9 protein-coding genes are annotated in these 13,107 nt (G+C 32.8%); 4 read left to right on the plus strand and 5 right to left on the minus strand.

What is annotated here, in order from left to right; genetic code table 11:
* Positions 1–43: 43 nt before the first annotated feature.
* The gene (locus AJ930_RS03325; RefSeq protein ID WP_002860860.1) at positions 44–568 is read left to right on the plus strand and encodes a YagU family protein; all 525 of its coding nucleotides are present in this window, start codon (positions 44–46) and stop codon (positions 566–568) included.
* A gap of 11 nt (positions 569–579) precedes the next feature.
* Here the strand turns inward: AJ930_RS03325 and ilvD are convergent, their stop codons facing one another.
* Positions 580–2,256: a dihydroxy-acid dehydratase gene (gene ilvD / locus AJ930_RS03330; RefSeq protein ID WP_070274832.1), complete on the minus strand. Its 1,677-nt coding sequence runs from the start codon at positions 2,254–2,256 to the stop codon at positions 580–582.
* A gap of 158 nt (positions 2,257–2,414) precedes the next feature.
* On the opposite strand from ilvD, the gene AJ930_RS03335 reads away from it, so the two are divergent.
* The 3 genes from AJ930_RS03335 to AJ930_RS03345 all read left to right on the plus strand — a co-directional run bounded on the left by AJ930_RS03335 (position 2,415) and on the right by AJ930_RS03345 (position 3,974).
* Entirely contained in the window at positions 2,415–3,062 is a 648-nt protein-coding gene (locus AJ930_RS03335; RefSeq protein WP_002855562.1) for a ferritin family protein, read from the plus strand.
* 64 nt (positions 3,063–3,126) lie between these two features.
* Positions 3,127–3,366 (plus strand): ComEA family DNA-binding protein, encoded by a 240-nt coding sequence (locus tag AJ930_RS03340; protein ID WP_044778569.1) that lies wholly within the window; start codon positions 3,127–3,129, stop codon positions 3,364–3,366.
* Between the two features lie 32 nt (positions 3,367–3,398).
* Positions 3,399–3,974, plus strand: a complete 576-nt coding sequence (locus AJ930_RS03345; protein ID WP_002866799.1) for a ribonuclease HII — start codon at positions 3,399–3,401, stop codon at positions 3,972–3,974.
* Here the strand turns inward: AJ930_RS03345 and AJ930_RS03350 are convergent, their stop codons facing one another.
* From AJ930_RS03350 to AJ930_RS03365, 4 genes are all read right to left on the minus strand, one after another.
* Entirely contained in the window at positions 3,975–5,420 is a 1,446-nt protein-coding gene (locus AJ930_RS03350) for a glutamate synthase subunit beta (RefSeq protein ID WP_070274833.1), read from the minus strand. It lies immediately after the preceding gene.
* Between the two features lie 15 nt (positions 5,421–5,435).
* On the minus strand, positions 5,436–7,127 hold the full coding sequence (locus tag AJ930_RS03355; RefSeq protein WP_002870067.1) for a DUF262 domain-containing protein: 1,692 nt from the start codon (positions 7,125–7,127) through the stop codon (positions 5,436–5,438).
* Positions 7,128–7,148: 21 nt separating this feature from the next.
* Positions 7,149–11,636: a glutamate synthase large subunit gene (gltB, locus tag AJ930_RS03360; protein WP_070274834.1), complete on the minus strand. Its 4,488-nt coding sequence runs from the start codon at positions 11,634–11,636 to the stop codon at positions 7,149–7,151.
* 133 nt (positions 11,637–11,769) lie between these two features.
* Entirely contained in the window at positions 11,770–13,077 is a 1,308-nt protein-coding gene (locus tag AJ930_RS03365; RefSeq protein ID WP_070243337.1) for a Na+/H+ antiporter family protein, read from the minus strand.
* Between the last annotated feature and the right edge of the window lie 30 nt (positions 13,078–13,107).

Consider the following 13,107-nt stretch of genomic DNA (forward strand, 5'->3'; position numbering starts at 1 on the left):
ATAAATTCAAATTTTATTTTGTATAAAATATAAAGGAGTTATTATGAAAAAATACTTTCAAAAGCGCTATACTTTAGCCTTTTTCATAGGTATATTAGCGGGTATTTTCGGAGCTATTGTTAAATGGGGGTGGGAAGTACCTTTTCCTCCAAGAAATCCCAATGTTTTTTGGCCAGCAGATGCTTTAGAACGCGTTACTCCACCTAAAATTTTTCTAGAACAACTAGGCTTACCTACTGATTGGACTTATATGTTTTCAGGTATGCAAATGCCTTTGTCAATTTTTATAGTGCATGTTGGTTTTTCTATTGTTTTTGGAGTGGCTTATTGTATGATAGCGGAAAAATGGCACCGTATTACTATGTGGCAAGGTGCAGTTTTTGGATTTTTTGTTTATCTTTTTGCCCATGTTATTGTAATGCCTTTAATTGCAGAAGTTCCACCACTTTCTGAAATTCCTTTTGATGAACACCTGTCTGAAATTTTTGGACATATTGTTTGGCTGTGGGGCATGGAAATAGTTCGTAGAGATATAAGAAATCGTATAACCAAAGAAATAGAAGAATGAAAGGTTTCCTTTCATTCCATATCCAAAACCGCACCTTTACTAGCATTGCTAACAAGTTTTTGATACATTCTAAGCCATCTTGAAGGCACTTCTTTTTGAGGTAATACAAATTCTTTTTTGCGTTGAGTGATTTCTTCTTCACTTAAATTTGCATGGATGGTATAAGCATCTACATCAATTTCTATTTCATCTCCATCTTTTAAAAGTCCTATAAGACCACCTTCAGCTGCTTCAGGGGAAATATGACCGACGCTTAAACCCCTTGTAGCCCCACTAAAACGACCATCAGTGATTAAAGCTACATCAGCACCCAAACCCATACCCATTAAAAGTGAAGTAGGGCTTAACATTTCTTGCATACCAGGGCCACCTTTTGGACCTTCATAGCGTATCACACAAACATTTCCTTTTTGCACCTTGCCTTTAATGATGCCTTTTATAGCTTCATCTTGAGAGTTAAAACAAACAGCTTTGCCTTTAAATTTTCTTTCTCCAACTATTCCTGCGGTTTTTATAACACAACCTTGCTCAGCTAAATTTCCAAACAAAATAGCAAGCCCACCTACTTTTGAGTAGGCATTATCTACCTTACGAATGATATTTTCATCTTTGATTTTGGCATTTTTTAAGCGTTCTTTGAGACTTTCTCCTGTGATAGTCAGTGCATCAAGTTCTAAAATATGTCCTTGTCTGCTTGAAATTTCAGCCATAACTGCACTCACACCCCCTGCTTTGTGGATATCATCCATATAAACACTATTTAGCGATGGGGCTATTTTTGCTATGTGTGCAACTTTGCTTGAGATGAAATTTAAATCTTTAATATCTAGTGCTACCCCTGCTTCACGTGAAATGGCAAGCATGTGTAAAACAGTATTGCTACTTCCACCCATTGCCATATCTACTACCATAGCATTACGCACGGCTTTTTGAGTGATGATATTGCGAATTTTAAAACGCTCATCTAAGGCGATTTCACAAATACGACGCGCTGCTTTTCTTAAAAGCTCTTCTCTTTCTTTGCTTAAAGCTAAAATGGTTCCATTACCTTCTAGTGCTATACCCATAGCTTCGCATAAGGTATTCATGGAATTTGCCGTAAACATTCCCGAGCAAGATCCACCACTTGGACAGGCTGAACATTCTATGTCTTTAAATTCTTCTTCGCTAATTTTTTTGGCTTCATAAGCCCCTACAGCTTCAAAAACAGAGCTAAGACTGATCTTTTCTCCTTTTTTGGTTACTCCTGAAGCCATAGGCCCACCACTTACAAAAATGGTTGGAACATTAACCCTTAAAGCTCCCATTAACATACCAGGAGTGATTTTATCGCAGTTTGGGATACAGATTAAAGCATCAAGTTGATGAGCATTCATCACTGTTTCAATGGAATTTGCGATAATTTCACGACTTGGTAAAGAATAAAGCATACCTTCATGCCCCATAGCTATACCATCATCTACACCTATGGTATTAAACTCAAAAGGCACACAACCATTTTTGCGTATCTCATCTTTAATGATTTTAGCATAATCATTTAAAAAATAATGCCCTGGGATTATGTCTATATAGCTATTTGCTACACCTATAAAAGGTTTGTCAAAATCTTCATCTTTCAAACCACAAGCACGAAGTAAAGAACGATTAGGTGCTTTTAAATGTCCTTTTTTTATCGCATCGCTTCTCATTGTAACTCCTGATAATAATTTTTTAAAATTATATTTAGCAAAGCTTAATTTTTGTGAAATTTATTTTGATATACATTTTCATAAATGATAAAAATTATTAATTGACAAAAATATTTTTTTATAATACAATGCTTTTTGATAATCAAAAAGGAGTCAAAATGAGACAATATGAAACCTATAAATGCCAAAAATGTGGCAATGAAGTAGAAGTTCAAAATGTAGGCGGTGGTAAACTTAGTTGTTGTGGTGAAGAAATGAAATGTATCACTACAGATTTAACTGCAGTAAATTTGATGAAAGCTTTTGCAGGCGAATCTATGGCAAGAAACAAATACGATTTGTTTGCTGATGTAGCTGAAGAAGAAGGTTGGCACGCGGTTGCTAGACATTTTAGAGAAGCAGCTGAAAATGAAAAATGGCATGCAAGAGCAGAATTTAAAGCTTATCATGAAATCGTTGATGGCAAACCTTTAGAGGTAACTACAAAAAATCTAGTAAGTGCTGCAGAAGGTGAAAACTATGAGCACACAACTATGTATCCAAATTTTGCAAAAATTGCTGAAGATGAAGGCAAAAAGGCTATAGCGAGATTATTTACAGCTATTGGCAAAGTAGAAATCGAACACGAAAGAGAATATCTAGCGCTTAAAAAAATGCTTGAAGAAGAAGAATTTTTTAATAGCGAAGTAGAAGAATTATGGGTTTGTGAAGTATGCGGACATATACATCGTGGTAAAAAAGCTCCAGCAGCCTGTCCTTTATGTAAAGCACCAAAAGAGTATTTTAAACGCGAATTTTTGGGTTAAGTTAAGAAATTCTTATCCTTTTTAAGATAATATTACAATTATTTTTTAATAAAAGGATAATAAAATGAAAAAATTACTATTTTTATTTTTTGCTTTAACGGCTTTTCTCTTTGGTGCTGTAAATATCAACACTGCAACGCTAAAAGAATTAAAAAGTTTAAATGGTATTGGCGAAGCTAAGGCTAAAGCAATTTTAGAATACCGCAAAGAAGCAAATTTTACAAGTATTGATGATCTTAAAAAAGTTAAAGGCATAGGTGATAAGCTTTTTGAAAAAATCAAAAATGATATCATAGTAGAATAAAAGGGCATTTTTGCCCTTCTTTTTAGAAAAATTTGAAAACTTTATTTGACACAAAAGAACTTTTAAACGAATTTGACATAAATTTAATTGGTATTGATGAAGCAGGACGTGGTGCTTTGGCAGGTCCTATGATGATGGCAGCTTGCAAACTGAACAAAAAACTTGATGGGTTGTGCGATTCTAAAAAACTAAGCGAAAAAAAACGCGAAGAACTTTATGAAATCATCATCAAAAATTCAAACTATCTCATACTTGCTTTTTCTTCAGAACAAATCGACGCACTAGGCTTAAGCACTTGTTTAAAAACAGGCTTAAAGCTTATAAAAAAGCATTTTAAAACAGAAAATAACTTCTTATATGATGGAAATACCAACCTAGGTATAAATGGGATAAAAACACAAATCAAAGCCGATGCTAGCATTTTGCAAGTAAGTGCAGCTAGCATACTTGCAAAAGTTAGTAAAGATAGGGTGATGAATTTCTTAGCTAAAGACTTTCCTTGTTATGAATTTGAAAAAAACAAAGCCTATGGCACAAAAGCTCATAAAGAACTTATAGCTAAATTTGGAATTTGTAAACTCCACCGAAAAAGTTTTAAACTTTTATGATTATTTTGCTAAATTTTGATGCAAACTCAAAGCACATTCTATACCATCTTTTATAGCCCAAACAACTAAAGATTGTCCTTTTCTAGCATCTCCACAAGCAAAGATTTTTTTATGAGTGGTTTGGAATTTTTCTGTGCTTATGTTGTTTTTCTCATCTAATTTCACTCCAAAATTTTTAGCGATAGCTTCTTCGCACCCGCTAAAACCCATAGCTAAAAGCACTAAATCCGCTTTATAAGTTTTTTTAGAATTTGAAATTTCAACATTTATAGCTTTGCCTTCTTTAAACTCGCGTTTTAAATCATTTGCTTCAACACCTTCTACATGAGTTTTTCCTAAAAATTTCTTTGTCATTTTTTGATATTCCCTAGGATCTTTGCCATATACAGCAATGGCTTCTTCTAAACCATAATCAGTAGTAAAAATGTCAGCTTTTAAAGGCCAAGGATTGTTTTGGCTTCTTTGCAAAGGTCTTTTTGGACTTCTTTCAAAACGCACTATAGATTTAGCCCCTTGTCTTGTCGCTACAGCGATACAATCCACACTTGTATCCCCGCTTCCTATAACTAAGACATTTTTACCTTTGGCTGTATCTGCACCCTTGCCTGTTTTTAACAAAGTTTTGGTATTTTGCGTTAAAAAATCAAGGGCAAATTCAACCCCTTTTAGCTTTCTACCTTCTATATCAAGATCTATAGGCTTACTTGCTCCTGTACAAAGCACCAAAGCATCAAATTCTTTTAGAAGTTTTGAAACCTTATCTTTGCTGTCTATATTTTCATTCACTTTAAATTCAATCCCACTTTTTTTAAGCAAATCCACCCGTCTTTGAACTATACTTTTATCAAGCTTCATATCAGGGATGCCATACATCAAAAGTCCGCCTATTTTATCGCTTCTTTCAAAAACACTTACTTTATAACCTAGTGAATTTAAAGTATTGGCACAAGCAAGCCCAGCAGGCCCACTTCCTATGATAGCGATTTTTTTGCCATTGTATTGCTTAGGTTTATTTACTCTTACTAAATTTTCCTTAAAAGCATTTTCTATAATGGATAATTCATTATTTTTGATACTCACACTTGTGCCATTTATCGCACACACACAAGAATCCTCACAAGGAGCAGGGCAAACACGACCGGTAAATTCAGGAAAAGGATTGGTAAGATCAAGTCTTTCATAAGCTTCTTTCCATAAAGAACGATAAATAAGATCGTTCCATTCAGGAATGAGATTGTTTAAAGGACAGCCCACATCTTTTCCTTCGCTCATCACACCCGTATGACAAAAGGCTACACCACAATCCATACAACGCCCACCTTGAATTTCTTGTTCTTTTTTATCCAAAGGTGTAGTAAATTCTTTGTAATTTAAAACCCTTTCTTTAGGAGCAGTTTTTTTAAAATCCACTCTTTTAAAGTCTAAAAAACCTCTTGCATTTCCCATTTTTACTCCTTAAAACTAATCAATATTTTGCTTAAAAAAGTCTACTAATCTATTATAAATCTCTTCATTTCTCTTTTCAATATCTTCCTTTAGCCAATCATTTTTAGTATACTTGGATAATTCTTGTGCTTCTAAAAAGTTTGATTCTTTATATTTTTCTTTCTTATCATCAAAATAATTGTTGCCTGCTTTAATATTTAATCTTTTTTCGAGCCACATTTTATTACCAATGGATTCAATGTAAGACTTTGCTTCTTCTTTATCCCAACCTGTATAACTTGGTCTCCATTGTGTAGTTTTTGGGAAAATATGTTCAATTTCAGCTTTAATATCAGTTTTTTGATTCGGATATTTTATATAAAGATTAAGAGTTAATAGTGCTGGAATAAGTTTATTTGCTTTAAAAAACTGTTCTTTAAACAATATCTCATTTTCTAAAATTTGCTTTGAATCTGTCTGAAAATTTAGTTCTCCTTTAGAATATAATGATGTATATGCATTAAAAACAATTGGTTTGACTTCTGCAATAGTCGGCTTATTGATAAGTTTTACTAAAAAATTAGCAATTATTTTTGCTAAAAAATTCTCATGGTTTTTATAATAATTTATTTTTTTATCTTGACAATACATATAATATGCACTATCTAAATATTTCCAATATTCATTTGGTAACTCATTTAAAACTTCATAAAATTGATATGACCTATTATTATATAAATCACTAAATTCATCATTCCAAAATTTACTAAGCTGTTCAATTTCACTTATAATATTATCATCTTGTAAAATATTCTTGTACTCTTTAGTAAAAAAAACTCTTAAACCAATTTCACTTGTTTTAATTTTATTTCTAGCACGAATAACATGCATATAATTTCTAAATATAAAATCCATATCTTTTTTATCTTCAAGTTCTTTCCACTTATTTGCAAATTCTTTTCTTCTTTCTAAAGTTTTTTTGCTTTTAAAAATAATACTTTTAAAAATATCAGAATCACTAAGTGGAATTCCTCTATTATTTAAAGTATTAAAAATTCTTAAAGCATTCTCAAGCCTAGAATCTTCATCATAACCTTCGCATTCTATAGGAAGCAAAATACAAGATTTTAATAAAACTACACAAAATTTTTCCCATTTAGTTGGATTTTCTTTTGCAAATTCATCAGATTTTAAAAGAAAAAATAAATAATTTTTCTCATAATTAGATTTAACTTTTTTAATCTTTGTTTCAATATCATTATTTTCTAGTCTATATTCATTAGTCAAAATTTGTTTTAATATATCTTCATCTTCTTTCGTAATAACATCACTTTCTAAATGTGACGCGTTATAGTCTGCTTTTCCGCTAATATCATCAATATCCCATAAACAGCTTTCAAGCATTGCCACAAGATTTTTTGTTTCTTCACTTCTATCTTTAAAAGCTTTTACATATAAAGCTTTTAACAACAAACTTAAAGATATTGTTCTTTGTTGTCCATCTATAATATTTTGATGATTATTTTGCTTATACATCACAATACTACCCAAAAAATATTCATCTTCAGGTTTTCTATCCTCATCATTAAAAAAAGTAACAATATCATTCCACAACTGTTCACATTCTTCTAATGTCCAAGCATAAGGTCTTTGATACATTGGGATTAAAAATTTATTTTTAGAAAGATAATCTAAAACACTTTTTCTTTCTGTTTTCATTTCAGCCATAATTTCTCCTCTAATAAAAATTTATTGTGTGATTTTCAAAAATGCTGCTAAATTTGGATCTTTTTCATTTTTACAAAGATCAAGCATTTTTAACATCTTTTCATAATCTCTTGGCATGACTTTAAAAAAGTCTTTTTTATCGAATTTTTCTAAGATATCTTTAGCCTTTTTAGAATCTGTATAAGCGATATGTTTTTCTATCACGGCTTTTAATTCTTTTTCATCCTTGGCATTAAGATCTTTAATATCCACAAGCTCGGTATTTACATGAGCTTCATTGTGTCTTCCAAAGATATAAACAACGCCCCCACTCATACCAGCAGCGAAATTCGCACCCACATCTCCAAGAACTACAACTTTTCCACCTGTCATATATTCACAACCATGCACACCTGTTCCTAAAACCACAGCCAAAGCTCCTGAATTTCTTACACAAAATCTTTCCCCTGCTATACCATCTAAATACACTTCACCTTTTGTAGCTCCATATAAACAAGCATTTCCTGCGATAATATTTTCTTCAGGTGAAAAAGTGGCTTCATTTGAAATTTTTGCTATGATTTTGCCACCACTTAAACCCTTGCCTAAATAATCATTGCTATCGCCTATAATCTCAAGTTTAATACCCTTTAACAAAAACGCCCCAAAGCTATTACCTGCATTGCCTATAGCTTTGATATGGATACTATCTTCATCTAAAGCATCTTTTCCATAAGTTTTTAAAATTTCACTTGAAAGCATAGTCGCAAAAGTACGGCTTTGGTTTCCTACTTCTAAAGAAAGTTTGATAGGCTCTTTTTTCTCCACAGCATTTTTACAAAGCGGAAGTAAAATTCTATAATCGATCGTTTTTTCAAGTTTATTGTCTTTATAATCTTTAAAATGCACAGCGGTTCTATTATAAGTAGGCAAGGATTTTAAAATTTTATCTAAATTTAGCTTTCCTGCTTTACCTTGCACACTTTTTTGGCGGAGTTTATCCACGCGACCTATCATATCATCTAGGCGTTCAAAACCAAGCCTTGCCATGTATTCTCTAAGCTCCTGGGCTATAAAATACATGAAATTAATCACATCATCTACTTTGCCTTTGAAACGATCTCTAAGTTCTGTATCTTGAGTGGCTATACCAAAAGGACAGGTATTTAGATGACAAACTCTCATCATTGTACAACCTAAAACAATCAAAGGCGCGGTTGCAAAACCAAATTCTTCAGCTCCTAAAAGTGCTGCTATGGCTAAATCACGCCCATTCATAAGCTTTCCATCAGTTTCTAATCTTACCCTATCTCTAAGCTTATTTAAGATCAAAGTTTGATGCGTTTCAGCTAAGCCTAACTCCCAAGGAATTCCAGCATGCGGTATAGAAGTTCTAGGACTTGCACCCGTACCTCCATCATAACCTGAAACAAGGATTAAATTCGCGCCTGCCTTAGCCACACCTGCAGCAACCGTTCCTATGCCATTTTCGCTTACAAGTTTTACTGAAATTTTAGCGTCTTTGTTCGCATGTTTTAAATCATAAATGAGTTGAGCCAAATCCTCAATAGAATAAATATCATGATGAGGAGGTGGGGAAATAAGCGTCACACCTGCAGTAGAATGTCTAGCCTTAGCTATCCAAGGATAGACTTTAAAGCCCATTAATTGTCCGCCCTCACCTGGTTTTGCACCTTGAGCGACTTTGATTTGAATTTCTTTTGCATGACTTAAGTAGTTTAAATCCACGCCAAAACGCCCACTTGCTACTTGCTTAATGGCTGAGTTTTTATCCACACCCTCTTTGATTTCATAGCGTTCTTCATCCTCACCACCTTCACCTGAATTTGATTTAGCACCTATTTTATTCATAGCCCGTGCTAAACACTCGTGCGCTTCTTTAGAAATAGAACCATAACTCATCGCTCCTGTTCTAAAGCGTTTAACTATACTTTCTACACTTTCAACCTTATCTATACTGATAGCTTCACTAAAATCAAATTCCATCAAAGAACGCAAATTAACTTGTTTTTCATCTACTAAAGCCGAGTATTTTTTAAAGCTTTTATAGTCTTTGTTGCGACAGGCTTGCTGAAGATTAAAAATCACAAGTGGATCGATTAAATGTTCTTCTTTAGCACTTCTAAAACCATGAATTCCTTTAGAATCTAAAGCCTTATGCGTATCGTTAAAAGCATGTTTATGTAAAGCAATGAGCTCTTTTTCAAAATCTTCTAAATCCATACCTTCAATGCGTGAAGTTGTAGAAGTGAAGTATTTATCAATCACTTTAGAGCTTAAGCCCAGACATTCAAAAAGTGCAGAGCCATTATAACTTTGCAAGGTAGAAACTCCCATTTTAGAAGCAATTTTGACTATGCCACTTGAACTTGCCTTGATGAAATTTTCTACCGCCTTTTCATAACTTAAATTTAAATCTTTATTGGCAATAAGTTTTTGTATGCTCTCATAAACCAAATAAGGATTAATAACAGTCGCACCATAACCTAAAAGACATGCAAAATGATGAATTTCTCTAGGTTCACCACTTTCGATAATAAGACTTGTGTGTGTTCTTAAATTTTTTCTTACTAGATGATTATGCACTCCAGAAACAGCAAGCAAAGCGGGGATATAAGCGTTTTTTTCATCCACTCCTTTATCGCTTAAAATGATAATAGAAACACCTTTTTTAACCTCATCTTCTATCTTAACGCAAAGCTCATCTAAAGCCTTTTCTAAAGTTTTTTTAGAATAATCATAAAGTATAGAAAATTCTTTAACTTGAAATTTATTTAAAGCCTTAACTTCAAAAAGTTCTTCATTGCTTATCACAGGCAAGGCTATTTTTACACGTTTTGCATTGTTTTCATCAGGTTTTAATAAATTGCCTTCGCTTCCTAGATAAATCCTTGTAGAAGTAACAATCTCCTCTCTTATGGCATCAAGAGGAGGATTAGTTACTTGTGCAAAAAGTTGTTTAAAATAATTATACAAAGGTTGATAAGTTTTAGAAAGTATAGCCAAAGGAGTATCTACACCCATAGCTGCTATAGCTTCTTTACCATTTTGAGCCATAGCAGCCACACTCATTTTAAGCTCATCATAACTCCAACCAAAAGCTTTTTGGAGTTTTAAAACCTCATCTTCTTTTAAAAACTGATGTTTATAAACTCCGCTTTTTTGTTTTTCAAGTTCAACTAAATTTTTAAGCCATTTTTTATAAGGCTTAGAATTAGCATAATGCTCTTTGATTTCATTATCAGCTATAACCCTACCTCTTGCTGTATCAACGAGTAAAAGTTTTCCAGGTTCTAAGCGTTTTTTGGCTTTAATATTTTTTTCATCTAACTTTAAAGCCCCTGTTTCACTTGAAAGTATGAGCATATCATCTTTTGTAAGATAATACCTTGAAGGACGAAAACCATTTCTATCCAAACTCGCCCCCATAATCACTCCATCAGTAAAAACTATAGCAGCAGGCCCATCCCAAGGCTCCATCAATAAAGAATGATATTCATAAAAAGCACGCTTTTTGCTTTCCATATTTTCATTTTTATGCCAAGGTTCTGGCACCATCATCATAAAAGCTTCTTCTAAAGTGCGACCATTTAGAGCTAAAAATTCTAAAGTATTATCAAACATTGCAGAATCACTGCTAGGTTTAGCTATGATGGGAAAAATTTCATCTAAATTTTCAAAATACTCACTTTGCATCAAGCCTTCTCTAGCTCTTATGCTATCGACATTTCCGCGTATGGTATTAATCTCTCCATTATGCACCATATAACGGTTTGGATGGGCTCTTTCCCAACTTGGGAAAGTATTAGTCGAAAAGCGAGAATGCACCAAAGCGATGGCTGATTTCATATTGACATCTTTAAAATCAAGATAAAAATCGCTCAATTGAGTTGAAAGAAGCATTCCTTTATAAACTATGGTGCGTGAAGAAAAACTTGAAAAATAAAATTTTGGCACATTAATAGCTCTTTTTTCTATAAGGCGACGCGTACTATAAAGCACTCTTTCAAACTCAAGTCCTGCACTTATTTTACTTGGTTTTTTTACAAAGGCTTGTAAAAAATAAGGCATAGCTTTTAAAGCACTTGCACCTATATCACTAGGATTAAAAGGCACTTCTCTAAAACCTAAAAATTCAAGTTTTTTATCCTTTAAACCTTGTAAAAATATCTCTTTTGCTTCTTCTTTTGCATCAGTATTGGGTGATAAAAACATCTGTGCTACGGCATAATCACCCTTTTTAGGGAGTTCAAAACCCAATTCTTGAGTTTTAAAAAAATCATGTGGAATTTGAATCAAAATCCCCGCCCCATCACCTGAATTTTCTTCAGCTCCTGCACCACCTCGGTGCTCAAGATTCATCAAAATTTCTAAAGCATCACAAATAACCTTATAAGAAGCAATACCGCGTATATTAGCAACTGCAGCAATACCACAGGCATCGTGTTCGTTCTTTGGGTGATATAAACCTATGCTTTGATTATTTTCTAGGATATTTTCTAAATCCATTTTGCTCTCCTTATAAGACTGATTTAAATTTTGTTAGCTTTATAAGGATTATAGCATACATTTTTCTAAAATCGATATAATTTTTATCTTAAAAATAAATAAATTAAAAAATATTTTAATAGATTTGCAAAAATTATAAAAACATGGCGATAATACTACCTAAAATCAATAATGGGCCATTATAGAAAATAAAAGTTGGTATGCAAGTATCTTTAATATGATCGTGTTGTTTATCAGCATTTAATCCTACAGTAGTTCCCATGGTTGTTTCACTGGCTGGACTTCCTGCATCTCCTAAAGCTCCTGCTACTCCTAAGATAAATATAATAAGTGCTGTACTAAAACCAAGCTCCAAACAAATAGGACAAAAAAGCGTAGCTATGATAGGTATAGTTCCAAAAGAAGTACCTATACCCATAGTGATGATAAGTCCTATTAAAAGCATGAAAAATACTGCTAAAAATTTACTTTGCTCCATCCAAGGAACGACTGAATTTACAAGATCTATTACTGATCCACTTTCTTTTAAAACTTCTCCATATCCTGCAGCAACAAGGATAACAAAAGCTATAAAACCCATCATTTTAAGCCCATCATCAAAAACTTCATTGACTTTTGAAAATTCAACTCCACCCAAAATAACCATTAAAACAAAACCCAAAAGCCCTGATAAAGGTAAATTCATAGTCAAAATTTGCAAAATTAAAGTTAAAACAAGCCCAGCTAAAACGCCCCATTCCTTACGAGTCATTTCAAGATTTTCTAAATCCACTTTAGCAATTTCTACTTCTTGATACTCTCTTGGCTTACGATAAAACACAAAAAGCGCTAGAAAAAGTCCTGCTATCATACAAATAGCAGCAAAATACATAGTATTTGTAACATCATTTAAAGATACACTTACATTATTTGCATTTAAATTATCTTTTAAAAGATCTTGAAAAGTAAGTCCAAAGCCTACTGGCAAAACCATATAAGGCGTAGTAAGTCCAAAAGTTAAAGCACAAGCAACCGCTCTACGATCGATTTTAAGTTTATTAAAAAGACTTAAAAGAGGTGGAATTAACAAAGGTATAAAAGCCACATGAATAGGAATTAAATTTTGAGAAAAACAAGAAATCAAAGCTATAGACAAAAGCAATAAATATTTTTTATGGGATATAAAATGACTTACTATCTTAATCAAATATGCAGTTAAATTTGTCTTTGAAATCGCCGCGGCAATGGCCCCTAAGAGTATATAGCTAAGAGCTGTTTTTAAATTTTCTTTCATTCCGCTTATAAGTATATTCATAGTATCTACGAGTTCAAGATGAGAAAATACACCTGCAACAAGAGCTGAGATCAAAAGACTCAAAAGCACATTAAAACGAAACAAACAAAGTAAAGTCATCAAAACAACACTGATAATGATAGGATTAGTAAGTAAAGTCAAAATCATTCCTTAAATAATTTTAAAAATTTAATTGTA

Origin of the sequence: Campylobacter sp. BCW_6871 (assembly GCF_001762325.1) — a bacterium.
In the GTDB taxonomy this organism is placed as follows: Bacteria; Campylobacterota; Campylobacteria; order Campylobacterales; family Campylobacteraceae; genus Campylobacter_D; species Campylobacter_D jejuni.

What these genes read in the sequence shown, in the direction of transcription:
- AJ930_RS03325 (WP_002860860.1), top strand. Translation starts at nt 44, where the DNA reads ATGAAAAAATACTTTCAAAAGCGCTATACTTTAGCCTTTTTCATAGGT.
- ilvD (WP_070274832.1), bottom strand. Translation starts at nt 2,256, where the DNA reads ATGAGAAGCGATGCGATAAAAAAAGGACATTTAAAAGCACCTAATCGT.
- AJ930_RS03335 (WP_002855562.1), top strand. Translation starts at nt 2,415, where the DNA reads ATGAGACAATATGAAACCTATAAATGCCAAAAATGTGGCAATGAAGTA.
- AJ930_RS03340 (WP_044778569.1), top strand. Translation starts at nt 3,127, where the DNA reads ATGAAAAAATTACTATTTTTATTTTTTGCTTTAACGGCTTTTCTCTTT.
- AJ930_RS03350 (WP_070274833.1), bottom strand. Translation starts at nt 5,420, where the DNA reads ATGGGAAATGCAAGAGGTTTTTTAGACTTTAAAAGAGTGGATTTTAAA.
- AJ930_RS03355 (WP_002870067.1), bottom strand. Translation starts at nt 7,127, where the DNA reads ATGGCTGAAATGAAAACAGAAAGAAAAAGTGTTTTAGATTATCTTTCT.
- gltB (WP_070274834.1), bottom strand. Translation starts at nt 11,636, where the DNA reads ATGGATTTAGAAAATATCCTAGAAAATAATCAAAGCATAGGTTTATAT.
- AJ930_RS03365 (WP_070243337.1), bottom strand. Translation starts at nt 13,077, where the DNA reads ATGATTTTGACTTTACTTACTAATCCTATCATTATCAGTGTTGTTTTG.